At 43.4% G+C, this 24587-nt stretch carries 28 protein-coding genes; 14 read left to right on the forward strand and 14 right to left on the reverse strand.

Going from position 1 to position 24587, the window contains the following annotated elements:
- The first annotated feature begins 33 nt into the window (after window positions 1-33).
- Both L3V30_RS15330 and L3V30_RS15335 read left to right on the forward strand, forming a co-directional pair.
- Window positions 34-873 (forward strand): ABC transporter ATP-binding protein, encoded by an 840-nt coding sequence (locus tag L3V30_RS15330; RefSeq protein ID WP_005394930.1) that lies wholly within the window; start codon window positions 34-36, stop codon window positions 871-873.
- Window positions 874-1039: 166 nt separating this feature from the next.
- The gene (locus L3V30_RS15335; RefSeq protein WP_012841209.1) at window positions 1040-1465 is read left to right on the forward strand and encodes a phosphate-starvation-inducible PsiE family protein; all 426 of its coding nucleotides are present in this window, start codon (window positions 1040-1042) and stop codon (window positions 1463-1465) included.
- A gap of 55 nt (window positions 1466-1520) precedes the next feature.
- Here L3V30_RS15335 and L3V30_RS15340 read toward each other — a convergent pair whose 3' ends face one another.
- Window positions 1521-2387, reverse strand: a complete 867-nt coding sequence (locus L3V30_RS15340) for a YicC/YloC family endoribonuclease (protein WP_005395766.1) — start codon at window positions 2385-2387, stop codon at window positions 1521-1523.
- A gap of 184 nt (window positions 2388-2571) precedes the next feature.
- Here L3V30_RS15340 and rph point away from each other — a divergent pair, with 184 nt between their 5' ends.
- Together rph and pyrE are read left to right on the forward strand one after the other, a co-directional pair.
- Entirely contained in the window at window positions 2572-3288 is a 717-nt protein-coding gene (rph, locus tag L3V30_RS15345) for a ribonuclease PH (protein ID WP_005395768.1), read from the forward strand.
- Window positions 3289-3387: 99 nt separating this feature from the next.
- Window positions 3388-4029, forward strand: coding sequence for an orotate phosphoribosyltransferase (gene pyrE / locus L3V30_RS15350; RefSeq protein ID WP_005395770.1), 642 nt, complete (start codon window positions 3388-3390; stop codon window positions 4027-4029).
- An 85-nt stretch (window positions 4030-4114) separates the two neighbouring features.
- On the opposite strand, the gene L3V30_RS15355 is transcribed toward pyrE, so the two are convergent.
- The 3 genes from L3V30_RS15355 to coaBC form a co-directional block, all read right to left on the reverse strand.
- The gene (locus L3V30_RS15355; RefSeq protein WP_047009418.1) at window positions 4115-5065 is read right to left on the reverse strand and encodes a Kdo(2)-lipid IV(A) acyltransferase; all 951 of its coding nucleotides are present in this window, start codon (window positions 5063-5065) and stop codon (window positions 4115-4117) included.
- A 6-nt stretch (window positions 5066-5071) separates the two neighbouring features.
- Entirely contained in the window at window positions 5072-5662 is a 591-nt protein-coding gene (gene slmA / locus L3V30_RS15360; RefSeq protein WP_005395778.1) for a nucleoid occlusion factor SlmA, read from the reverse strand.
- A 171-nt stretch (window positions 5663-5833) separates the two neighbouring features.
- Window positions 5834-7033, reverse strand: coding sequence for a bifunctional phosphopantothenoylcysteine decarboxylase/phosphopantothenate--cysteine ligase CoaBC (coaBC, locus tag L3V30_RS15365; protein ID WP_164666575.1), 1200 nt, complete (start codon window positions 7031-7033; stop codon window positions 5834-5836).
- A 192-nt stretch (window positions 7034-7225) separates the two neighbouring features.
- Here coaBC and L3V30_RS15370 point away from each other — a divergent pair, with 192 nt between their 5' ends.
- From L3V30_RS15370 to L3V30_RS15405, 8 genes are all read left to right on the forward strand, one after another.
- A complete protein-coding gene (locus tag L3V30_RS15370; protein ID WP_237309229.1) occupies window positions 7226-8899 on the forward strand; it encodes a methyl-accepting chemotaxis protein in 1674 nt (557 codons plus the stop codon).
- A gap of 114 nt (window positions 8900-9013) precedes the next feature.
- The gene (gene radC / locus L3V30_RS15375) at window positions 9014-9688 is read left to right on the forward strand and encodes a DNA repair protein RadC (protein WP_047009421.1); all 675 of its coding nucleotides are present in this window, start codon (window positions 9014-9016) and stop codon (window positions 9686-9688) included.
- Window positions 9689-9990: 302 nt separating this feature from the next.
- Window positions 9991-10227, forward strand: coding sequence for a 50S ribosomal protein L28 (gene rpmB / locus L3V30_RS15380; protein ID WP_005384783.1), 237 nt, complete (start codon window positions 9991-9993; stop codon window positions 10225-10227).
- A 13-nt stretch (window positions 10228-10240) separates the two neighbouring features.
- On the forward strand, window positions 10241-10411 hold the full coding sequence (gene rpmG, locus L3V30_RS15385) for a 50S ribosomal protein L33 (protein WP_004410866.1): 171 nt from the start codon (window positions 10241-10243) through the stop codon (window positions 10409-10411).
- A 275-nt stretch (window positions 10412-10686) separates the two neighbouring features.
- Complete coding sequence (locus L3V30_RS15390) at window positions 10687-11163, forward strand: hypothetical protein (protein ID WP_031780495.1); 477 nt, start codon at window positions 10687-10689, stop codon at window positions 11161-11163.
- A gap of 102 nt (window positions 11164-11265) precedes the next feature.
- Window positions 11266-12075: a bifunctional DNA-formamidopyrimidine glycosylase/DNA-(apurinic or apyrimidinic site) lyase gene (gene mutM / locus L3V30_RS15395; protein ID WP_005395786.1), complete on the forward strand. Its 810-nt coding sequence runs from the start codon at window positions 11266-11268 to the stop codon at window positions 12073-12075.
- 86 nt (window positions 12076-12161) lie between these two features.
- Window positions 12162-12644, forward strand: coding sequence for a pantetheine-phosphate adenylyltransferase (gene coaD, locus L3V30_RS15400; protein WP_005395788.1), 483 nt, complete (start codon window positions 12162-12164; stop codon window positions 12642-12644).
- Entirely contained in the window at window positions 12631-13566 is a 936-nt protein-coding gene (locus L3V30_RS15405) for a glycosyl transferase family 90 (RefSeq protein ID WP_005395789.1), read from the forward strand. Before coaD ends, L3V30_RS15405 begins: the two co-directional genes overlap by 14 nt.
- 30 nt (window positions 13567-13596) lie before the next feature.
- On the opposite strand, the gene L3V30_RS15410 is transcribed toward L3V30_RS15405, so the two are convergent.
- From L3V30_RS15410 to L3V30_RS15420, 3 genes are read right to left on the reverse strand one after another with little or no spacing between them, the layout of a single operon-like run.
- On the reverse strand, window positions 13597-14385 hold the full coding sequence (locus L3V30_RS15410) for a glycosyltransferase family 2 protein (protein ID WP_005395791.1): 789 nt from the start codon (window positions 14383-14385) through the stop codon (window positions 13597-13599).
- Window positions 14382-15149 (reverse strand): glycosyltransferase family 2 protein, encoded by a 768-nt coding sequence (locus L3V30_RS15415; protein WP_005395793.1) that lies wholly within the window; start codon window positions 15147-15149, stop codon window positions 14382-14384. Before L3V30_RS15415 ends, L3V30_RS15410 begins: the two co-directional genes overlap by 4 nt.
- 35 nt (window positions 15150-15184) lie before the next feature.
- Window positions 15185-16240, reverse strand: a complete 1056-nt coding sequence (locus tag L3V30_RS15420) for a glycosyltransferase family 9 protein (protein ID WP_017820712.1) — start codon at window positions 16238-16240, stop codon at window positions 15185-15187.
- Between the two features lie 107 nt (window positions 16241-16347).
- Between L3V30_RS15420 and L3V30_RS15425 the strand changes: the two genes are divergently transcribed.
- Entirely contained in the window at window positions 16348-16755 is a 408-nt protein-coding gene (locus tag L3V30_RS15425) for a diacylglycerol kinase (protein WP_005395798.1), read from the forward strand.
- A gap of 11 nt (window positions 16756-16766) precedes the next feature.
- Window positions 16767-17486, forward strand: a complete 720-nt coding sequence (locus L3V30_RS15430; protein WP_005395800.1) for a 3-deoxy-D-manno-octulosonic acid kinase — start codon at window positions 16767-16769, stop codon at window positions 17484-17486.
- Window positions 17487-17531: 45 nt separating this feature from the next.
- On the opposite strand, the gene L3V30_RS15435 is transcribed toward L3V30_RS15430, so the two are convergent.
- From L3V30_RS15435 to rfaD, 7 genes are all read right to left on the reverse strand, one after another.
- Window positions 17532-18488, reverse strand: coding sequence for a polysaccharide pyruvyl transferase family protein (locus L3V30_RS15435; RefSeq protein ID WP_005395801.1), 957 nt, complete (start codon window positions 18486-18488; stop codon window positions 17532-17534).
- Between the two features lie 27 nt (window positions 18489-18515).
- A complete protein-coding gene (locus L3V30_RS15440; protein ID WP_005395803.1) occupies window positions 18516-19397 on the reverse strand; it encodes a glycosyltransferase in 882 nt (293 codons plus the stop codon).
- The gene (locus L3V30_RS15445) at window positions 19394-20119 is read right to left on the reverse strand and encodes a glycosyltransferase family 25 protein (protein WP_005395805.1); all 726 of its coding nucleotides are present in this window, start codon (window positions 20117-20119) and stop codon (window positions 19394-19396) included. Before L3V30_RS15445 ends, L3V30_RS15440 begins: the two co-directional genes overlap by 4 nt.
- Window positions 20116-21387 (reverse strand): lipid IV(A) 3-deoxy-D-manno-octulosonic acid transferase, encoded by a 1272-nt coding sequence (gene waaA, locus L3V30_RS15450; RefSeq protein ID WP_005395807.1) that lies wholly within the window; start codon window positions 21385-21387, stop codon window positions 20116-20118. Before waaA ends, L3V30_RS15445 begins: the two co-directional genes overlap by 4 nt.
- Window positions 21381-22439: a lipopolysaccharide heptosyltransferase II gene (waaF, locus tag L3V30_RS15455; protein ID WP_005395808.1), complete on the reverse strand. Its 1059-nt coding sequence runs from the start codon at window positions 22437-22439 to the stop codon at window positions 21381-21383. Before waaF ends, waaA begins: the two co-directional genes overlap by 7 nt.
- Window positions 22436-23425: a lauroyl-Kdo(2)-lipid IV(A) myristoyltransferase gene (gene lpxM / locus L3V30_RS15460; protein ID WP_005395809.1), complete on the reverse strand. Its 990-nt coding sequence runs from the start codon at window positions 23423-23425 to the stop codon at window positions 22436-22438. Before lpxM ends, waaF begins: the two co-directional genes overlap by 4 nt.
- Window positions 23426-23552: 127 nt before the next feature.
- On the reverse strand, window positions 23553-24494 hold the full coding sequence (rfaD, locus tag L3V30_RS15465; protein WP_005395811.1) for an ADP-glyceromanno-heptose 6-epimerase: 942 nt from the start codon (window positions 24492-24494) through the stop codon (window positions 23553-23555).
- Between the last annotated feature and the right edge of the window lie 93 nt (window positions 24495-24587).

The raw sequence follows: 24587 nt of genomic DNA on the forward strand, positions 1-24587 counted from the left end.
GGGCAAAGTGAACGAGTCATAAAAGAGGATGTTATGGCAAAAGAAGTATTAAGAATTGAAAATCTTAAGCAGCACTTTGTTTCTGGTAAAGGGCTGTTCAAGAAAGGCTACACCATCAAAGCGGTAGACGGGGTTTCACTGTCTGTTTCTGAAGGTGAAACACTGGGGCTAGTTGGCGAGTCAGGTTGTGGTAAAAGCACCCTTGGGCGCACGATCTTAAAGTTATACGAGCCAACGGAAGGTAAGATTTTCTTTGAAGGTAAAGACATCACTAAACTGTCTGTCAAAGAGATGCGTTCGCTGCGTAAAGACATGCAAATCGTCTTTCAAGACCCAATGGAATCACTCAATCAGCGTCATACCATCGGTATGATTCTAGAAGAACCGTTTGTTATTCATAAAATCGGTACACCAGCCGAGCGCAAACAGTGGGTAAAAGAGCTTTTAATCAAGGTGGGTTTGCCAGAAACGGCAGTCAACCGCTATCCACATGAGTTTTCAGGCGGCCAACGTCAGCGTATCGGTATTGCTCGCGCGATTGCATTGAAGCCTAAATTACTGATTTGTGATGAATCGGTATCTGCGTTAGATGTGTCGGTACAGGCACAAATTCTGAACCTATTACTACAACTGCAACAAGAGATGAACTTGGCGATCATCTTTATCTCTCACGATCTCTCTGTGGTGAAACACGTTTCAGACAAAGTTGCCGTGATGTATTTTGGTAAAGTGGTAGAAGCAGGCAGCGCGAAAGAAATTTATGCAAACCCGCAAAACGAGTACACCAAGAAACTCCTATCTGCGATTCCGATCACCCACCCTAAATATCGGAAGAAAAAGCGCCTGGCTGAAAAAAAGCAGCAAGTGGCGTAAGTGATGCCACAGGTCCTATAACACAAAAACGCTCCGCCAAATAAGCGGAGCATTTTTATAGGTCTATGTTAGGTCTTGGTGTTGATTGACGCCTGAGTATTATGATTGATTGAAGATCGTTGCATGCTAAACTCAAGGCCTATCTTCTTTGTCTGGATAATGGACCATGCCGTCGAATTTACCGAAATCCTTTAGTCGACCATTCCTGAAAATCTTCCATATTTTGGAGGCGGTATTACTAGTCTCTATTACCTTGGCGACGTTGTACGCCATGATGCAAGAGTTTGTACACGTATTTGTCGAGAAGCGTGTCTTGCTCACGGATATTCTTTTGATGTTTATCTATCTGGAAGTGCTCGCCATGGTTCAGCAGTTCGTGATGAACGGAAAAATTCCGGTACGCTATCCTATCTATATCGCGATGATGGCGATCGCCCGCTATATCACACTCGGAATGAAAGAGCTGGATGCGGTTTTGGTTGTGTGGTTATCTCTGGCAGCGTTTATCTTAGCTGCGGCAACGTTGCTCATCAGAGTCGGGCATCATTATTGGCCCTACGTTGATAACAGAACCTTGGAAAAAGATGAATAAAAGAAGCCCCGCACTAGCGGGGGCTTTTTTGTTTCAATACTCGATGACTTTTAGATCATTCAATGTTTTGGATCTGCTCACGCATCTGTTCAATCAGAACTTTCAGTTCAACGCCCGATGCTGTGATGTCTGTGCTGATGGATTTCGACGCTAGCGTGTTCGATTCACGGTTGAACTCTTGCATCATGAAGTCCAGACGACGACCCACTGCGCCACCTTTTTTCAGAATGTTTGTGGTTTCTTTTACGTGAGAGTCCAAGCGATCGAGCTCTTCAGCAACATCCGATTTTTGCGCTAGCAAAATCAACTCTTGCTCGATACGAGACGGATCCAGTTCCACTTTAGCGTCTTCGAATTTCGAGAATAGTCGCTCACGTTGCCATTCTAAAATTTCTGGCATGCGGGCACGCACTTTTACGACTTCTGCAGAGATGGCATCTAAACGCTGTTCAATCAGCGCTTTCATGTTCTCGCCTTCACGAGCACGCGCTTCAATAAACTCATCCATTGCGCCATCAAACGCTTCTAGTAGCACTTTATTTACCGCATCCATGTCTTGCTCTGGCGTTTCCATTACCCCCGGCCATTGCATGACTTGAAATGGGTTGATTCGGCTCAGTTCACCAGTCATGTGCATGACTTGTTCAGCGGCCTTAATTACCTGGCTAGCAAGCGCTTCGTTGATGCTAAGCTCACCTTTTGCGGCAGGGTTTGCTTCAAAACGCAGATTACATTCCACTTTGCCTCGCGCTAAGCGCTTACGAAAACGCTCGCGTAAAACGGGCTCTAATCCACGAAATTGTTCTGGCATGCGGAAGTATGTTTCTAAATAACGCTGGTTCACGCTGCGGATTTCCCATACCGCAGAACCCCAGTCGCCTTTTACTTCTTTGCGTGCATACGCTGTCATACTGTAAATCATCGAATTTTCCTGTCTTCATTTTTTGAAAATTACTTCAAGAGTGTATCACGCTGCGTCGATAGGTGCGCGGGATGTATGGATTGTTTATGTTGTGCCAGAGGCGTAACCTATGAATCCGGAATCGATTCCGTTATAATCTTCGCCCAACCAAATCGTCTTCTCCTCATATTTAAGGTAGATGCCCATGCGTCCAAACGATCGCAAGGCGGATCAAGTTCGCCCTATCAAAATTACTCGTAACTACACAGCTTACGCTGAAGGGTCAGTGCTAGTTGAGTTCGGTAACACCAAAGTGTTGTGTAATGCGACCGTCGAAGAATCTGTGCCACGTTGGCTAAAAGGTCAAGGTAAAGGCTGGGTTACAGCTGAATACGGCATGCTACCTCGAGCAACACATTCTCGTACTCGTCGTGAAGCGGCAAGTGGCAAACAAGGCGGCCGTACGATGGAAATTCAGCGTCTTATTGCACGAAGCCTACGTGCTGTTGTCGATCTAAAAGCCATGGGTGAGTTCATGATCACCGTTGACTGTGACGTTATCCAAGCTGACGGTGGTACGCGTACTGCATCTATCAGCGGCGCAAGTGTTGCAATGGCCGATGCGTTCCAACACCTAGTGGATAGCGGTAAGCTAAAAGCGAATCCAATGAAAGGCCACGTAGCGGCAGTTTCTGTCGGCTTGCTAGGCGATGAAGTATTGTGTGATCTTGAATACGTTGAAGATTCAGCGGCAGACACAGACATGAACGTGGTAATGACCGAAGAAGGCAAGATGATTGAAATTCAGGGCACCGCAGAAGGTGAACCGTTCAGTCATGAGCAACTGATGGCATTGCTCGAGTCGGCGAAAATCGGCATTACGGAAATTGTCGCAGCGCAGAAGGCGGCGTTAGAAAATTAATGATTTATTTAAATAGCTTCCCCGAAAGGAAGCTATTTTTTGCATATTACTAGGTCCTAGGATCTGATCCCCACACGAAAAGAAAATTGAGAGAAATCCATGAAAGCATACCAGCGTGAGTTTATTGAGTTTGCACTTGAGAAAGAAGTTCTTAAGTTTGGTGAGTTTACTTTGAAATCTGGCCGTAAAAGCCCGTACTTCTTTAACGCTGGTCTTTTCAATACTGGTCGTGATCTCGCACGTCTAGGCCGTTTTTACGCAGCCGCGCTCGCTGATTCTGGCATTGAATTCGATGTACTGTTTGGCCCTGCGTACAAAGGTATTCCTATTGCAACGACAACGGCAGTCGCGCTGGCGGATCACCACGATATCGACACGCCTTACTGCTTCAACCGTAAAGAAGCGAAAGATCACGGCGAAGGCGGTAACCTTGTAGGCTCTGCGTTAGAAGGTCGCATCATGCTGGTGGACGACGTGATTACGGCGGGTACGGCAATCCGTGAATCGATGGAAATCATTCAAGCAAATGGTGCAGACCTTGCGGGTGTGTTGGTTGCTATCGACCGCCAAGAGAAGGGCAAGGGCGAGCTTTCTGCGATTCAAGAAGTTGAACGTGACTTTGGTTGTGCCGTGATTTCAATTGTAAGTTTGGGTGATCTTGTGACTTACTTAGAAGAGAAAGGTGACGCTGCTGAGCACTTGGAAGCAGTTAAAGCCTATCGCTCGGAATACGGCATTTAATTTGTTATTTTTTCTGAAAAAGTAAAAAGGGCAGATGGATATCCATCTGCCCTTTTTTTGTTTTTGGATTTATCGCCTTGACCACTTACTTATAGCGAATGCCTTTCTCGACATGCTCATCTTGCATGGTTTTGTAGCGTTTATGGAGCCACATCCATTGCTCTGGAGCGCGTAGGATGACCTCTTCCACATACTTGTTCATATAAGCAGCAGCGGCGACTTCGTCTTTTTGTGGATAGTCGGCTTCAATGCACTTATCGGCGATGATGTCGTATTTTCCTTCGTCATTGCGAAACCCTGAGCCTGGGATGATCGCACATTTTGAGGTATACGCCAGAATGCTCGTGCCTGTTGTCGTACACGCATCGTCTACGGCAAAGAAGGGCACAAATACTGATTTTTTGCGACCGTAATCGTGATCCGGCAGATAGAACAGACGCTCACCACTGCGTAATACACGAATCATCTTTTTCACATCTTTACGATCAATCAGTTTATTGCCGTTATGTGTCCGTCCCCAATACTGGATAAAGTTATAAGCAGGATTATTATGCGGACGAAACGCGCCGTACCCGGCCACGCCTAACACGGCGAAAGCACGCGCAGTGATCTCTAGATTAAGAGCATGGACACAACAAAGTAGGACGCCTTTACCTTCTTTGGCTTTTTCACGCAGTGCGCCGAGATCTTTCTCGACGATAAGTTTTTTAAAGCGCCAAGTCGGCCAGAACCAAGTGATTCCGGTTTCTATGAGTGCCATACCGGTATTTTTGAAGTTCTCTTCAACAATATGTTGAATCTCTTCAGGTGTTTTGTCTGGAAAGGCCAATTCTAAGTTACGTTGAGCAACGTGGACACGCTTTTTACCGTAGCGCATGCCAAGTTTACCGAGTGAACGACCTAATGAAAGCAGCAGCCGATAAGGAAGAATATTGACGAGGATGGCCAACAGACCAAACCCAAGCCATACGCCCCAGTTACGAGGGTGAAGAAGTGAAAGAGAAAACTCGGGCTGCGTGTATTTGTCTTTACTCATAGTCTTTTACTTTATTTGTGCACTCAAAAGCGCCCAGTACTCGTCAAAGTTTGCAGTCGGCTGGTATTTAAAGTCGCTACGCACAAAGCGGTTTAGGCTACCCTCAACTTGTCCCAGAATTTGCGCGGCTAGGATGCGCTCTTCGACAGGGAAAGACTTCCCTTCACGAATCTTACGTTCACGCAGGATCTGGCGCAATTGTGTTTCTATGCGCTCAAAGAGTTGATTGATGCGTTCACGTAGGCGTTCATTTTCAAACATTAGAGCATGGCCCGACAAAATGCGTGTCAGACCAGGGTTACGTTCAGAGAACGCCAAAATAAGGTGCATCACCATACGAATACGCTCTAGTGTATCTTTTTCGTCGTCTAGAATACGGTTGATACGTGTCATCAAGGCTTCTTCAATGAACTCAATCAACCCTTCGAACATGCGCGCTTTACTTGGGAAATGACGATACAGCGCGGCTTCTGAAACGCCGACTTGCTTGGCCAGTTTTGCCGTAGTAATGCGTGAAGCGCCTTCTGTTGATTCAAGCATTTCTGCTAATGCTTGTAAGATCTCTTCACGACGGTTGGATTTTTTACTGCCGGCCATTAGTTACTTCCTTTCAAAATACAAAGTTGAGCGGAGGGGATTATAAGACGCTATTTCGCCTCAAACTAGACCACTAAGGGTGGAATGGGAGATTTAACACCCTTAGTTGTCATGTTTGTACCAAATTTATGCCAGCTTTTGTGAAAAGTTGGCAGGGTTTTCAAACGTTAGTTACATCAATTGATGCATTTTTTCGAGAATTTTAAAGCTCAATGCTTCTTTTGATTCTAAATCGAGCGCAAGTTCACCCTCAGGCCAGTACAGGGTAATCGCGTTGTCGTTGCTGTTAAATCCTTGCCCTGCAACCGAAACGTCGTTTGCACAGATCATATCGAGGTTTTTCTTTGTTAACTTGCCTCGAGCGTAGGTCTCTACGTCATTGGTTTCAGCCGCAAAGCCGACGGTAAACGGACGCTTCTCCGTCATTGCTGCTACAGATGCAACAATATCAGGATTTTTAACCATATTAATGACCATTTCGTCGTTGTCTTCTGTCTTTTTCAACTTTTGAGACGCGATCGTTTGTGGGCGGTAGTCCGCAACGGCAGCGCAGCTAATAAACGCATCATGCTTGTTTGCGTGTGCAATAACGGCTTCGTGCATCTCTTGTGCACTGGAAACATTAATGCGCTCAGCACCTACGGGCGTATTTAAACTGACAGGACCGCTCACGAGGGTGACTTTGGCTCCCATCTGCGCTGCGGCGCTCGCCAATGCATAGCCCATTTTCCCGGAGCTATGATTCGTAATGTAACGCACTGGGTCAATCGCTTCGCGAGTTGGGCCTGCGGTGATGAGTATCGACTTACCTTCTAGCAATTTTGGCTGAAAGAACTGTTCACATAGATGCACTAGCTGCATTGGTTCCAGCATTCGACCTGGGCCCACATCGCCACAGGCTTGCTCTCCTGCAGCGGGGCCCCAGATGTGCATACCGCGACGCGCTAACGTTGCGATGTTCTCTTGGGTTGCGATATTGCGATACATCTGTTGATTCATCGCAGGAGAAACTGCAACAGGAGAATCCGTCGCGAGCACAAGCGTGGTAAGCAAATCGTTCCCCATACCTGCAGACATGCGCGCGATTAAGTCCGCGGTCGCTGGCGCTAGTAGTACTAAATCTGCCCATTTGGCCAATTCAATATGGCCCATAGAGGCTTCTGCTGCTGGGTCTAATAAACTGTCTGAGACAGGACGGCCCGAAACGGCTTGCATGGTTAAAGGGGTAATGAACTCTTTTGCTGCTTTCGTCATTACCACTTGAACTTGCGCTCCTCTCTCTATGAGGCGACGGGTTAGCTCCGCACATTTATACGCAGCAATACCGCCACTGATGCCGAGTAGAATTTTCTTTCCTGCTAGTGTTTGCATGTGAGATCTCCAATTTGATGACCGGATTTTAACACAATTCAAAGTCTGACCGCCCGAGCATATATAACGAGAAGATAATTCACATCAAACTCCAGAGTATTAATCTGACCGAGGAAGGGAAATTCTCGCCTACCTCACAGACAAGTTGCGCGGAGTTTGCAAGTCTGAAAAGAAAAAGAGGTACTGGAAACCATGGTGTTGAAAAGTCGAAATAAATTGCTGCTGATAACCTTAATTCCGCTGTTGTTGATCACCACGTTGATCTCAGTGGTGTATTACATCAACAGCAGTAAAAGTTTGGAAGCGGAGCTGGCAAGAGACAGGCAAGAGCTCATCGAAACGAAAAAGAAAGAGTTACAAGCCTACATGATGATGGGTGTGACGGCGATAAAACCGTTATACGACACGGATGTAAATGGAAGTAATAAAGAGGCAGCAAAAGAAATTCTGAAATCCATGCGCTTTGAAAGCGATGGTTACTTTTTTGCCTACGACTCTCAAGGTGTGAATACGTTACATGCGATCAAACCTTCTTTAGAGGGTAAAAACCTTTACGACTTAAAAGATGAAAATGGGGTCGCAGTTATCGCGGGCTTGATTGATGCTTCTCAAAAAGGGGATGGGTTCCTCTATTTCTCGTGGCACAAACCGACCATTGACGCACAAGCGCCTAAGCTAGGCTATGCAGAATATCTATCGAAATGGGACTGGGTTTTAGGTACAGGTGTTTATATTGATGACATCGACCAGCAAGTTGCGATGCACAGAGAGTTAAAAACTCAAGAGCTAAAAGAGCATACGTTATCTGCTGTGTTGATTTCCGTTGTTGGATTGATCATCACCAGTATTCTCACCAGTATCGTGGTGTCGAAAGGCATTCAGCCATTACAACATGTCGCGGCGTCATTGAAAGATGTTGCCGCAGGCGGCGGTGACTTAACGGCTCGTTTAAAAGTCGAAAGTCAGGATGAAGTCGGTGAAGTGGCGGCTGCGTTTAATGAGTTTATGGATAAGCTGCACCCACTGATGCAAGACATTCATCGCTCTGCGACGACAGTACAGACCGTTTCTCAAAGCCTGAGTTCTCAGACCAGCCAAGCGAGCGGCCAAATGCAGGACCACTGTTTAGAGACGGACAAAGTCGTGACGGCGGTGACACAAATGAGCATGACAGCCAAAGAAGTAGCCAACAATACCAATGCGACTGCACAGGCGATTGAGGATGCCAACAGTCAAGTTACCGAAGCTCAGCGTGAAGTGGAACAAGCAATAGAAGGCATTACCGAACTCGTGACGGAGATAGATAGCACGTCAGATGCAATTTCTGAGTTGAGTTTACAGACCGAAAAAATAACCAAAGTGCTGGATGTGATTGGCGAGATAGCCGAGCAAACGAATTTGTTGGCCCTAAATGCGGCGATTGAAGCGGCTAGAGCGGGTGAGCAAGGCCGAGGTTTTGCCGTCGTTGCGGATGAAGTGCGCTCGTTAGCCAGTCGTACGCAAAATAGTACTCATGAAATTGGTGACATGCTTAAGCAACTGCAAAATGGTGTATCAAGAGCGGTCAGTACAATGTCGGTGAGCCAAAAACGAGGTGTAAAAACAGCGGAAGAATCGGCGCTCATTCAGCAATCTCTTTCTGGTGTTCATCATTCTATCGGTACGATTCGAGATATGGGTATTCAAACCGCGTCTGCCGCCGAAGAGCAAAGTGCAGTTGCAGAAGACATCAACCAAAACTTAGTGGCTATTCAACAGATCGTGAACAACATTAATGAGACGTTGCAGCATGCCGAGTCAATCAGCACGCAGCTATCACAGTCTGGAACAGAAATTCACGGCTTGGTTGGCAACTTTAAACTCTGATGAACTGTTAAGTTGCATTGAAAGCACTGATGGTACGAAGAAAGCGAAAGTCACACTCGACTTTCGCTTTTTGTTTTGTGGAATAGGGGCACTTTCCATATAAAGAGACATCAGATGATACTGAAAGCTATGCCAACTGAGTCCATGCCCAGGGAGAAGCTGCTGCAACGAGGACCGCAAGCATTAACCGATGCTGAGCTACTGGCTATTTTCTTGCGCACGGGCACCCACGGAATGAACGTAATTGAACTTGCAGACTTCCTTATTCAAGACTTTGGTTCGCTAAGACAACTATTTTCAGCATCAGAGCAAGAGTTTTGTCGTCATAAAGGGTTGGGACAAGCCAAGTATGTTCAGTTGCAAGCGGTACTAGAAATGACGCAACGCTACTTGGCGGAGACGCTAAAGCGTGGTGACGCCTTAACCAGCCCCGACCAAACTAAGTTATATCTGTCTTCTATTTTAAGGGATCGGCAAAGAGAGGCTTTTTATATTCTTTTTCTCGATAACCAGCACCGAGTGATAAAAGATGAAATTTTATTTGAAGGAACGTTGGATGCCGCGTCGGTGTATCCAAGAGAAGTCGTTAAGCGTGCTCTGCATCATAACGCGGCGGCTTTGATTTTGGCGCACAATCATCCTTCAGGTGTTGCTGAGCCGAGCCAAGCTGACAGAAGGATTACAAGGCGTCTCACCGACGCATTAGCATTGGTGGATATTCGTATTTTGGACCATTTCGTCATCGGAGATGGGGAAAGTGTCTCTTTTGCTGAAAGAGGCTGGATATAACTGTGCGTTTTTTAGGTTGTTAGTTGCTAAAAATCTGCTATCATCCACGCCACTAAATTTTTAACTGAATTCAGCTTGGACTGCTAAAAAAATCTGCTGTCTAAAAAAAGATCACGAAAACCTGTAAAAAGGATCTGTTCGGGTCTTGAGCAATGCATATCAAGTTAGTATAATGCGCGACCTTTGATAGCCTTGTATGGATTTTCCATAGCGGTTCTTAACCTCTAACTTCTTTTCGAGAGATAGAGAGGTTCGGCCACCAAGGTTGATATCGAGCTGAAACGATTTTGGAGAAGACATTCATGTCACGAGTATGCCAAGTAACTGGTAAGCGTCCAGTAACGGGTAACAACCGTTCACACGCACGAAATGCTACTAAGCGTCGTTTTCTGCCGAACCTACAAACTCATCGTTTCTGGGTAGAGAGCGAAAAACGTTTTGTTAAACTACGTCTATCTGCTAAAGGTATGCGCATCATCGACAAGAAAGGTATTGATACTGTTCTTGCAGACATGCGTGCACGTGGCGAAAACGTTTAAGAGGAAATAAGCAATGGCAAAGAAAGGCGTTCGTGAGAAAATCCGTCTAGTATCTTCTGCAGGTACAGGCCACTTCTACACAACTGATAAGAACAAGCGTAACATGCCAGGCAAATTTGAGATCAAAAAGTTTGATCCAGTAGTTCGCCAGCACGTTATGTACAAAGAAGCAAAAATCAAATAATTGGTTTCAGTCTCTTTGATGAATTGAAAAACCCAACTTTCGAGTTGGGTTTTTTATTACTTAAAGAAAAGTGCTGAAGAAAAGTGTTTAGTACGTCATCGGATTATAAAGTACTGCTAAAGTCATTTTATTGGTCCGACTCTATACTAGAATTTTTAATTTATCGCCCTATACCGCTTGGTCACCGCTTCTCTACATACTTGCACACCATTGTTCTAGTCAAGCTCAATACTCTTTGGTAGTTTACTCATAACTATAAGAGAGTAGAGATGGTTATGCGTGTGAGTCCGGCTCGTCGCCGCCGATGGAACAATATTCTTATTCTGGGCATTATCGCGTTTATAGTGATCTTAAATGCGCCGATGTGGATCAAAACTTACCTATTAACAGACCAAGCAGACCCTTACCCAAATGTACTTCGCTCCGACTATACGGTTGAGTCTTTGTACTATAGTGGCTGGGAGTTCGAACTGCATGATGGACGATGGCAATCTAACATCAAAGTCGATGCACCGATCAGTGAACTTGTATCACGCTGGCAGTCATTGGAAGGTACCGAGCTTACCTCGGAACAGTTCGATCATTTAAAACCTAACCTGACGGCACCTGAAACGGTAGAAGTCTGGTATCAAGATCTCGAAGAGCCGCAGCGGGTGACTTTCTTTCGTTTACCTGAGTTCTGGCTATTTAAAACCTGGCAAGACAAATGGGTCGCTATCTCCGTCGATGAAAACTACCTTATGCCAGAGTAGAGCCTTTTTGCGCCTATACCCCTAACAAGCTTTCCTATTTATCGTTTTTCTTTTCGATTATGCTAGCAGCGAGAACTATTAGCCGGTGAATTGGAGAATCTAATGCCTGAGTTGCCAGAAGTTGAAGTCAGTCGTATGGGGATTAGCCCCCACATGGTTGGACAAACGATCCAGTCGTTTACTTTTCGAACGCCTAAATTGCGCTGGGATATTCCTATAGAGCTTAAAAAATTGGAAGGGCAGGTGATCCGTGCGATTAGCCGTCGTGCGAAATACTTACTGATCGAGACAAACACAGGTACAGCCATTGTTCACTTGGGCATGTCTGGGTCTTTACGTGTCCTAGATGCCGACTTTCCGCCAGCAAAGCACGATCATGTGGATCTCAAACTAAGCAGTGGAAAAATACTGCGTTATAACGATCCGCGTCGTTTTGGGGCATGGTTATGGTGTGCTCCTGGCGAGTCACATGCTGTACTAGCAAACATGGGGCCTGAACCATTAACTAAAGAGTTCAATGCGGAATATGTAGCGGAGAAAGCTAAAAATAAGCGTGTTGCCGTCAAGCAGTTCATCATGGACAACAAAGTCGTGGTTGGTGTCGGGAACATCTACGCGAATGAGTCGTTGTTTAAATCTCGAATTCACCCTTCAAGGCCCGCAGGTAAGCTGACTTCTCAAGAGTGGGGGTTACTTGTTGAAAATATCAAAATGACACTTGAGATTGCCATTACGCAAGGTGGGACTACGCTGAAAGACTTTGCGCAAGCCGATGGAAAGCCGGGTTACTTCGCACAAGAGTTATTAGTTTACGGAAAAGCCGGAGAGCAATGCCCAGAATGCGGCGAACGACTTCAAGAGCTAAAAATAGGGCAGCGTAATACCTTCTTTTGTAGTGAGTGTCAGAAGTAAGTCGAGCTAATATCGAGCTTAAGTTGTTGTAATCTTGCGCTCGAGCCTCAATAATTCAATCAGTTTCGAATAACTTAGTAAATTATATGAAAGTCATTTATCCGGGCACTTTTGATCCAGTGACTAATGGTCACCTCAATCTAATAGAACGTACTCACGAAATGTTTGATGAGGTTGTGATTGGCGTAGCCGCAAGCCCATCGAAGAACACCATGTTTTCATTGGAAGAGCGCGTTGCACTGATGCAGGACGTTGTAGCGCATTTACCCGGGGTGACGGTTAAAGGGTTCTCTGGGTTATTAGTGGATTTCGCAAGAGATGAGCAAGCTAAGGTTCTTATTCGTGGTTTGCGAACAACGGTAGACTTTGAATACGAGTTTGGACTGACCAACATGTACCGAAAGCTATTACCAGGTATCGAAAGTGTATTTTTGACACCTGAAGAAGAGTTTGCGTTTCTATCGTCGACTATCGTGAGAGAAGTGGCCATTCATGGCGGAAGTATCGATCAGTTCGTTCCCAAGCCAGTAGCCATCGCGATTGGGGAAAAACTGAATGAAAGACAGTAAGTTCCCTTATTATTTCTCAAACGCTCTCTCGATACTTATCCCTCGTTTTGTATATCGAGCACAAGCAAAGCGTTTACTTTCGAATCTAACTGAAGCCGAGAAGCAACTCTGCCTTGAGCGGGTGAACTATTACAACAAGTGTGAAACGCCGTTTTCAGTCGATAGCCGAGAACAAAGTTACGCGACTGTCGATACATTCAAAAAAACGAAAGGTTGGACGTATTTTTTCGATCTTCGCCAAGTTGTACGCTATTTCCCTTCCAGTTTTGCGTTTAACTACATCAACGGTGATGTTACACACATTCCCAATGTACCGAGCTTTATAAAAAGCCGCCCTATTTTTGGTAACAACCAAAATTCAGTGGTATTGAAACTCAACCAAGTTCGTCATTTTAAATTTGTTGATGATCCTGTTCGCTATCAAGATAAAAAGGACATGGTCGCTTGGCGTGGTGTGGGTTTTCAGCCTCATCGTCAAAAGGTGATTCATGCGTTTTACAACCATCCGCAATGCAACATTGGCCAGACCCGCCCGGTAGAAGGGCTGCCTTGGGAAAAAGGCTTTATGAGCATTGAGGAGCAACTTCAATACAAGTTCTTGTTGTGTATAGAAGGCAATGATGTGGCCACCAACCTTAAGTGGGCTATGTCGTCTAACTCCTTGGTTATTATGTCAAAGCCAAAATATGAGACTTGGTTTATGGAAGGTAAGTTAGAGGCTGGTGTCCACTATGTTGAAGTGAAGGATGACTATTCGGATTTGCCCGAAAAGATGGACTATTATCTAGCGAATGAGCAAGAAGCATTAGCGATCATTGAAAATGCGCACCAGTGGGTTGAGCAGTTCATAGATAAACGTAAAGAGCGTTTGATCTCATTGATGGTTGCCGATAAGTACTTCGCTTTATCTCAGCAACAATAAAAAAGGGGCGAAACGCCCCTTTTTATAATCTTAAGCTTCTAGAAATTGATCAACACCATTCTCACAGCGTTTAAGCTTGTTTTTAATGGTGTTCTCTAAAATCTCGTCATTTTGTCCGAGTGACGCACGAGAGTTTTCTACGTGGTACAAGTGGTAGCCTACACCTGCGAATTTTAGGTAAAGACGTGACTTACCCGCATTCAACATGCGATGAACAAACTCGCTGTCTTCGCGTCCCCATCCAACAAAATCTTGGTTGAAGCCATTCACCTCGATGACATCTTGTCGCCAAAACGCCATGTTGCAACCGCGAGTGGCTTTATCGTTATTGCGCTCGTAAGAGAACCATTTCGATAGCAAAGCGTTGGTGATGCAGTTTTTACGATTGCGAATGCCTTTGCTGAAGATAGAAGGTACTAAGCCGTTTTCCATGATGGCCTTGCTGCAGTTTTCATCCGTTAACACACGTCCACCCTGCACAAACCAATTTGGCTTTGCGACTTGCTTATGTGATTCAATAAACGTTTGAGACAATACCATGTCGCCATCAATCATGATGAGGTAGTCACCTGATGCTTTTGCGATAGCACGGTTGCGGCTCATTGAAAGTTGAAAGCCATTATCTTCGTGCCAGCTATGAATAAGTGGTACGGGAAAGCCGTCACGCATTTGGTCAACCATTGCTTTGGTATCGTCTCGAGAACCGTCATCTGCAACGATGACTTCATCAGGCAAAACGGTTTGACGTTTCACGCTTTCTAACACCGCTTTTAATGCTTCTTTCCAGTTGTAAGTGGTGATAATTAAAGTCGTTTTCATGATTTTTTTGCCTGTTCACGTAAGTAGAGATCGATATATTTTACAAAAGTAGAGTGCATGCTTAGCCAAGCTAGAATGAAACCATGTTTGCCATCAAGGAAGCCTCGTTTGAGAACATACATCTTCAAAAAGCTAGCAAGAGCGTGAACGATAGCGGTCGTTAAACCCGCTTTCTTTTTACCTTCACGTTCATCCGTCCAGGCCTTGAGGTAGCCAGTGGTTTTATTGATGTAATGATGAAGGTGCTCGTAAGTGTAGTGATGCAGTCGACCATCCAGTTTTTCAGTTTGATAGTTTTTCTCATCAACTTTTTCATGAACGAGCGAATCATTATATTGTGTATATTCGGTGCGATATAAGCGCACAATCCAGTCTGGAGACCAACCAGAATGGTAGATGAACTTACCAAACGCTGAGCTTAGTCGATTAAGTTTGTATAAAACGTTCGGCTTATTGGCTGATACCGCGTGTAAGATACTTTCTTTTAGCTCTGGAGTGACTTGTTCGTCCGCATCAAGCCACAAAACGTAGTCTGCCGTAACGTATTGCTGCGCCAGTTGGCGCTGTTTACCGAATCCTGGCCAATCTAGGTTGGTGTAAAACTTATCTGTGTATTGTCGGGCGATTTCTTCAGTGCGATCAGTGCTGCCCGAGTCTAGAAGGACAATCTCATCGACCCAATCTTTTACTGTGTCTAGACAAGCTTGTAAGTGCTTCTCTTCATTTTTTACAATTAAGGCAACGGCTAAGGTTGGTTTGGACAAGGTCATTTCCTTCTTAACAAATCAAGACAGTAAGTTTACTGGTATTGAGGATACAAATCTTCTAAGACTTGATCGAACATGCTCATTACTTGAGTGCTGGTAATGCGGTTCATTGCCGTTTCATCTTTAGCGCGAGTTCGCCAGCTTAACTCGTGACTGTTTTTACCTGTTTCCGCAAAGATCGTTTCTTCATACACCGAGACAACGTATTTTAGATAACGGTAAGGTCCCACTCGCAGCGGATTATGGTGTGCATAGAGCCCGATGATTGGCGTTTTCATGGCATTCGCCATGTGTGCTGGTCCGGTATCGGGGGCGATGACCATTTCAACCTTATCTATTAACGCAAGCATTTGCAGAATTGAACTTTGTCCAACTAAATTTAGACACGGTTCTTCCAAGCGAGATTGAATGGCCTCTGCCAAGTCCAATTCTACCTGAGCAGGGCTGCCTGCCAGAATCACGTTCCAGCCTTTTGCTCTGGCGTGATGAATCACATCCACATAACCTTCCGCGTTCCAGTTTTTATAAGCTTTGCTCGCACCAGGCACAATCAGCAGGTTAGGTTTACTACGAGAAATATGAGACTCTGCCCAAGCTTGGTCGTGGTCTGAATAAGAAAGTACCCAGTCTAGTCCTGCCTTTGGTACCCCAATTTGATGGGCAAAGGCCATTAAGCCATCTGCGACATGCAGAGATTGCGGGGAAGGCACTTTGACATTGGTAAATAGTGTTTGAAAGTCCTGGCTTCTATCAGAAGAGAAACCAAGTTTGTATTTTGCTTTAATGCCCAACGTTGCGACACTCGCTCGAATCGCGTACTGCATATGCAATAGCGCATCAAACTCTCTGCCTTTCAGCTGTCGCCAAAGTGATTTGTAGCCATCAAGTCCCGCTTTTTTATCAAAAACAATCACTTCTACACCATCGATGGCGGCTAATAACTGGGCTTCAAGTTTACCCGTTATCCAAGTAATCTGGGTCGAAGGCCAGTGTTTCTGAATAGCTTGAATGCTGGCGATAGTATTGCAAACGTCTCCGATAGCGGACAAACGCAAGACGCATAGTGACGATGGGGCAGAAGTGAACATAATTATTGTCTGATTCGATGAATAGAGGCAGGTAAATTATGCAGACATCCCCAATAAATGTAAAATACACGGCTCGAATATAGCTAAGTACTGATAAGTGTTCTGCAATGTCAAAGACAACACCACATCAATCGCAAGAATCTGGCAAGCCGGGTAATACCGGACTAAAGCGCATCGTTAAAGCGACGGGTTATTCGATCCAAGGATTAAAAGCGGCTTTTAAGCATGAAGCTGCCATTCGACAAGAGTTGGCTCTGTTGAGTATCGCCGTGATTTTGGCTTGGCTAGTGGATGTCGGCATGGTTGAGCGTATCTTAATGATCGGGGTCGTGGTATTAGTCTTGATTGTAGAGCTTGTAAACTCAGCGATTGAGGCGGTAGTGGATCGTATCGGTATTGAACGGCATGAACTCAGTGGTCGAGCTAAAGATATAGGCTCTGCTGCCGTTATGGTTGCTTTGGCGTTTGCTGCATTTACTTGGTTGTATATATTAGCCAGCCGGTATTTAGGCTAGAGGGTGAGCGTATGATTCAACAGTATAAAAACAACAACCAAGTGATCTGGTTTGATGACGAGATCATTACAGACCCTAGCCAACCGATATTTGATGAGGAATACTGGCAGTCCTCCGACAAGGTGGTTGGCAGTGCGACGGGGCGAGGCACGACATGGTTTATCCAACTAGAGAACATGCAAGCGGCACTACGTCATTACCGTCGTGGCGGTTTGTTTGGGAAGTTAGTTAACGATCATTATTGGTTCTCTGGCTGGGATAACACCCGTTGTGCGCAAGAGTTTCAGCTTTTGTTGGCGCTAATTGAGGCTGGGGTGCACGTTCCTCGTCCTATTGCAGCAAGAGCCGTAAAGTCAGGATTCTTCTATCAAGCTGATTTATTAAGTGAGCGAATCCCAAACGCCAGAGATCTGGTTAGTATCTTGCAAGAACAGTCTTTATCGGTAGAAATGTATCAGAAAATAGGGCAAGAAATTGCCAAGATGCATCAGGTTGGCGTTAACCATACCGATTTGAATATCCACAATATCTTGATCGACGACAAAGATAAGGTATGGATTATCGATTTTGATAAGTGTCGTTTTGAAACTTCTGGTGACTGGAAGCATCAAAATCTAAATAGACTTCTGCGTTCATTTAATAAAGAACTTTCTCGTAAGAGTATTAATTGGAACGAGAAGGGTTTTAAATTTTTGAAAGAACACTATGATATATATTCTGATAAAAATTAAATGTAGGAGTATAGTTGATCAAGTAATTAACTATACTCCTTAATTCTATTTACTATTAGAACAAACAGTTATATTAGGGAGGCCAAAAAGCCACTTATTGTAATAAGAGGTGTTTTTACCATAGGAATTATCAAAGAGATGTATATTCTTTCCTAATAAGCATGAAAAAATCAGTCCGTGTAGTCTATCAGTATGAACTTCATTATGCATATGAAAGTAATTCTCTGAACGAAAGACTATCTCTTTTGATAGTCTATACCAAAGGTCATTAGCTTTCTTTTGTTTAAATTTCCACTTTTCTAGCGATGAATACTTTTTCTTGATAGTAATATCTGAAATTGAAATAAGATCATCCCAGTCAAACCCTTTTTTTTGTAGTCTCAAGTCATTATTTTGTGACTCAATATCCTTTCTAATCAGATTTAAAATTCGTCGTTGTTGAGGAAGTTCATCACAAAGTTCTTCTTTTTCGATCATCGGATGAAGACTATGAGCCATATCAGGAAGCAAGTGATAGTTATTTGTGAATTTTTTCGATATTTCGTAACTTCTTTCATCGCGAGTAATAAAGTGGAAATCTTTATGTTTAGAAAAAATTTTGGCGCTAGACTCCTCATTTGATATATCTTCAAAAAATATTGTTTGTGGAAGACATATAATTCTTTTAGTAGGGAATTTAGATATGATATTTTCTCTTAGATTTTGGTGAACTTTATAAAGATCTCCAAAGTTACCGCCACCGTGTAAAACTATGACATCAGCTTCTTTAATCTTCTTAAAATCTAAATTTTCACAACCACTACGATATATAACGTTAATATCATGTTCTTTAAAAAATTCTTCCGTTCCAAGATATATAAGAAGATCTCCAACATTAAAATGTATCGGTATGTCTATATAAGCAATGGACTTTCCGTTTATCAGAGATGCAATAAGGTTATGCTGAGATTTTGCGCTATCCATAATCTCAAGCCACTTGTTTTCTCTTCTACTTCTACTCATAGCTCCTCCGGCTATATGAAACGATAATTAACCACTAAATACTTTGTATATTTTCATTTTTATTCTGAATAAAAATGAATCACTAATGTTGTACATTGACTTTATATGTTTTTCATATTTTTCATATGGTATTGATTCATTTTTTAGCTTTCTTAAATATTTAATGGCTGTTTTGTAAAAACTATACTTGAGTTTGTTATTGCCTTTCATCGTAGAATATGCAGAGTCAATGATTTTCACAAAATTATTTTGGTAATTAACATCATTAACTTTACTATTCATGATAGAATTTTTTCTAATCCTATAAAATATGATATTGTCACAGATAGAGTAGATTCTTAATTTTTTAGTAAATACCTGCCAATAAAACTCTTCATCTTCATGAATTAATCCGGGTACGAACCATATGTTGTCAAGCACTTCTTTTCGATACAATTTATTCCAAACTACGAACTCTAGGGAGAAAAATTTTTTGTCTAAATCTAATTTTCCTGTAATTCTTCTCTTTCTATAGTCTTCATATCTTTTATCTTCTTGATAAAACTTAGTTACTCTTCCTGAAACAATATCGTATCCAGTAGAATGCAACAATAATTTTTCAATTGCATCTTTTTCTAACCAGTCGTCTGAGTCTAGAAAAAACAAAAAATCTCCACGAGAGTTTTTTATCCCTGTATTCCTCGCTGCTGATAGCCCTTGGTTAGTTTGCTCTATGACTTTTATTCGAGGATCCTCATCTCGATATTGCTTAGCAATGTTTATGCTATTATCTTGAGAACCATCAATGATAGCAATTATTTCTATATTTCTATATGTTTGTTGTACAACGGAATCTAGACATTCAGGTAAATACTCTTCTACATTATATATAGGAACTATAATACTGACTAATGGATTGTTATTACTCATTTTTTATTCTCAAGGTTATATAGAAAATCAGAAAGTTGCTCGTATAACCTAAATATTTCTATATAGAGCTTATTCCATGCGGTGATACCAGATTTATCTTTTCGAGAACTGCCAATTGTTGATGGAATATCGGCTCTTTTGACAATATCTGGCCTTAAAACATACGTGGATACACCATGTTTATACGGTTTTTCCATGTAGTCATCTACAGGTTCTATAAACTGAGTTGCGTTTTTTATGAATTTGGAAGCTGCATGTGGAGTTAGAATATATCCCATAATACCGCATGTGCGTTTGTTGAAGCGTACAATATTAAGTTTGTTATTAACTGAAGATATAACTTTAAATGATTTAGGCTTGGTTGCAGCAAGTTTTAGAAAGTCGTATTGTTCCGCTAATGTGTCGAAATGTGAAAACACGTCAAAAAACTCAGGTAATAAGTCGCAGTTATCTTCTAGAACCAGTATTGGTTCGTTTACCTCCAAGCACTTTTCCCAGGCTAGGTGGTGACTAGAGAAGCAAGCAATTTCGTTCTCAACTAGCTTATAGCCAAATCGTTTTCGAGTAAGGTCATCATTGCTACGTTCAGAGTATAGAAAGTCTGGCGCAGAGGAATCTATCGCTTCTATAAATTCGAATGGTATGTTGGCTTTGTTGAGTGCATTTTCCATGCGAACTCTTCTATCAACTGAGCGTTTCAAGTTAATAACAAAAACTTTCATTTTATACTCTCAATACATCTAATTGTCTTAGTTAGCGCACCAACATTATCTTTGACAAAGTTAAGGAGGTTTTCTTGAACTACACTTTTTGCTAACGCATCTTGAAACATAGCTTCAACCTTTAGACTCATCTCGTTAGGTGACTCAATCAGTTTGATAACTTTCTTATGAAGCATTTTCGCAACCAGATCTTGGAAGTTGTAATAGCTTGGTCCCGTGATTACAGGTACTCCCAGTGCTGCGGGCTCTAAAACATTGTGCCCACCAACCTTATCTCCAACTAGGCTACCCCCCATAAAGCAGATGTCCGCTGCACCCATCAAAGTTAGCATCTCACCCATTGTATCGCCGAGATAGACTTGAGTATTTGTCTCTACTGCATGCATTGAAGTACGGCGAACAGTGCTAAAGCCTTGCTGTTGGCAAAGCGTGAATACATCATCAAATCGTTCTGGATGGCGAGGAACCAAAACGAGTAAAGCATTTGGATGAGACTTTAAAACTTGTTTATGTGCATCTAATACCTGTTCGTCCTCGCCTTTGTGGGTGCTAGCGGCAATCCAAATCGGACGATCGTCTCCAAGCTGGGCTCGAAGCTGCTGTCCTTGCTGTTTCACTTGCTCTGATATTTGAATATCGAACTTAATAGAACCGGTAACGGATAGTTTCTTTTTCTCGACGCCTAGGCGTTCAAAGCGCTCTGCATCTGAAGCTGTTTGGCAGAGTACTTGAGTTAGGCATGGATGAAGTTGGTTAAAAAGCCGCTGTATTTTGGCGTAGTTCTTACACGATTTTTCAGATAGGCGCGCATTCACGACAGTTATAGGGATACCCGCTTTGTGAACATTGTGAAGCGTGTTTGGCCACAGTTCAGTCTCAATGATCAACATCTGTTTTGGTTGCACTGCTTTAAGAAAACCTTTGATAGCGAACCCAAAGTCAATTGGCATATAGCGGTGTTCAACTAAATCACCCAACTTAGCAATCTGTTCAGCTCCGGTACTTGTTGTTGTAGTAACTAGAATAGATTGTTCGGGGTTTTGTTCCTTAAGGGCTTTGATTAAAGGTGTTGCTGCTATGCTTTCACCAACAGATACGGCATGTATCCAAATAGGTTTGTCGTTGCTTTTTAGCTTGGGAGTTATGCCAAAGTGCTCTTTCCAGCGAGAGCCGAACTTAGGCTTGTTTGGTTTGCTCTTGTACAAACCAAATAAAAGCAGCGGTGACGCGAGAGCGAGCAGTAAGGTATAAATAATATGAACTAACATGAGCTTATCGTAATGGCGTCAAGTTTTTGGATACTATCTAGCACTTGCTTAGGCGAAAGTTCTGTCAAGCACTTAAGGTGTTTGTATTGACATTCACGCTGGAAACAAGGGCGACAATCAATATCGGTATGAACAATCTCCACTTTTTCTGCGAGTGGGGGGGTGTACTTCGGTGAAGTTGAGCCATACACGGCAACAACATTACAACCAACCGCAGCAGCCACATGCATTAAGCCAGAGTCATTCGCGACAACAGTCTTGCATGCAGCAAGTAGATCGACCGCTTCAATTAAGCTGGTTTGGCCAGCTAGAACATGAATGTTCTCATGGAATTGCGTCGGGACAAGTGCGCGGATATTGTTACAAGTCTCTAAGTCTTTTTGAGAACCAAACAACCAGATTTGATGCCCAGATCGAGCCATTTGCGTCGCAACTTCAGCGTAGTGTGTTTCGGGCCATTTTTTGGCAGGACCAAACTCTGCTCCTGGGCACAGTCCAATGATTGGTTGGTCTTGCGTTAAGTTGAACTTTTTGAGCGTGGCTTGTTGCTCAGCCGCGTTGATTGCAAGGCGTGGGCGGGGCAAGGTTTCATGCCCGCCAAGGGAGTTAGAATCCACCATTTCTGCTTTTGGATAAGCTAACGCTACATAGCGCTCTACCATGTACTGAAAAGACTTCATGTTAGGGCGTAAGTCATTCAATAAACCATAGCGCATTTCTCCCTTCCAGCCAGTACGAAGAGGAATGTTTGCAAACCATGGGATCAGTGCTGATTTCGCTGATTTAGGCAAGATATAGGCATGGTCATATTGCTTTTCACGTAATGATTTACCAATTTCCCTGCGGCCTAATAAGTTAAATTCACCATGACCGATAGGCATTTCAATCGCTTGGTGGATTTCTGGCATACGCTCAAGAATCGGTTTACACCATCCTGGAGCGATAACGTCAATTTGGCTATCTGGATGACGTTGCTTTAATACGATATATAACGATTGCGACATTACCATATCGCCGACCCACGCAGGGCCAATAATTAAAATCTTTTTCATTTATTTACTTGCCAATCAGTATCATATCTAGGCTTAAAGATATTGTAATAGTTATTGCCGTCTTCTTGAGAGTGCAGCAACTGCAGTACCCACATATATTGTTCGGGTTTATCACCGACAAAATATTCAATGGCTTCATTACAGGTACGAGCGTCTTGCTCTTCGCCTTTGTCTAAGTCAAATGCAGGCAAAATTTCGATATCGAATGTTCCATCTTCGGTGTTCATTGAAGCGAACAGAGGTAATACTTTGGAACGTGATAGTTTAGCAATTTTACCCAATCCAGGGAGCGTTGCTTTACGTGTGGCGAAAAAGTCGACAAACACACTATGTTCTGGGCCGTGATCTTGATCGGGTAGATAATACCCTACATAGCCATCTCGAATGGATTTCAGAAAAGGCTTAATGCCACCTGAGCGTTCATAAACACGACCACCGTATTGAACTCTTTGCTTGTGCATCAGCCAGTCAGCAACATCATTCTTTTGTTTCTTCGCCATTGCAGAAACTGGCATTCCCATTGAAGCGAGCAAGATAGCAGGCACATCAATTGCCCAAGAGTGGGGAACCATTAAAATCACATTTTCGTTGTTATCAATGTGCTGTCGTAAAATGTCTAGGCCGCGAATTTGGCAACGGCTCTGAAGCCATTTTGGTGAGCGTAAACTTAGTAACCCGAAGCGAAAAAAGAATATGGCTGCTGTGTAGAGTGTTTTTTCTATTAAAGCTTCACGTTCTTGGAACGACTTTTCCGGAAAACACAGCTCAAAGTTAACCCTCGCTCGGTGAGCAGGGCCTTTGTGGGATTTAGATAGTTTTTTGGCTATGGTTTTCGCCAACCACTTTTGTAAACCCAGTGGCATTAGTGATAAAGGTAAAAATAAGATAACACCTAACCACGTGCCCCAGTACTTAGGCGACAGGAAGTGGCGCTTAAACTCAGGGTTATATGCTTTAGGGTCGAAGTCATCACGTTTTATGGTCATGGCGTGTCTAGTTACCTATTCGTGTACTGGCGAAGTGGTTTAAATGAGAAAAAAGATATTAAGGAATGATACAGGCTATTACACTTGAGTAAAGGTGGCAGGTTATGGTTCTGCCACCCTGTGGTGCTTAACGGTTTTGGATAGTTAAGTATTCGGCAACGCCTTCTGCAACCGTCTTGAACTCAACATCACAGCCTGCGGCGCGCAGTTTGGTTAGATCCGCTTGTGTGAATTCTTGGTAAGCGCCTTTTAGGTGCTCAGGGAATGGGATGGTCTCAATTTGACCGCTGCCATGATGCTTGATAACTGCTTTTGCTACTTCTTCAAAAGATTCAGCACGGCCAGTACCGCAGTTAAAAATGCCTGACACACCATTTTCTAAGAACCACAGGTTTACTTTGCATACATCACCAACGTAAACGAAGTCTCGTTTAAATGATTCGCTGCCCGCGAACAATTTAGGATTTTCACCTGCGTTAAGTTGGTTGTTTAGGTGGAACGCAACTGATGCCATGCTACCTTTGTGGTCTTCACGTGGGCCATATACGTTGAAGTAGCGGAAGCCGGTGATTTGAGAAAGGGTCTCACCATGTTCTTCAGCGTCTTGCCATAGGCGACGAACGTAGTTATCAAACTGCTGTTTCGAGTAACCGTATACATTCAGTGCGCCTTCGTATTCGCGTTCTTCAACGAAAGTATCGGTATCGCCGTAAGTGGCTGCGGAAGAGGCGTATAGGAATGGAATCTCGCGATCTAAACAGTAATGAAGCAGCTCTTTTGAGTACTCATAGTTGTTTAGCATCATGTACTTGCCGTCCCACTCAGTCGTTGCAGAACAAGCACCTTCATGGAAAATTGCCTCAATCGGACCAAAATCATCGCCCGCCATAATTTGGGTCAGAAAGTCGTCACGATCCATGTAATCTGTGATGTCCAGATCAACTAAGTTCTTAAACTTTTTGCCATTTTTTAGGTTGTCGACAACCAGGATATCGTTAATACCAGCTTCGTTTAGTGCTTTAACAATGTTGCTGCCGATCATGCCAGCGCCACCAGTTACGATGATCATAGAACTTCCACCATAGATTAAAATTTTCTCAGGAATTCTAGCAAGAAACGAAAAGTAGCGCTATTGGAAGCAGGAAGATAGGTTTTAGTCTTC

Source organism: Vibrio sp. A1-1, from assembly GCF_021728175.1.
GTDB lineage: Bacteria > Pseudomonadota > Gammaproteobacteria > Enterobacterales > Vibrionaceae > Vibrio > Vibrio diabolicus.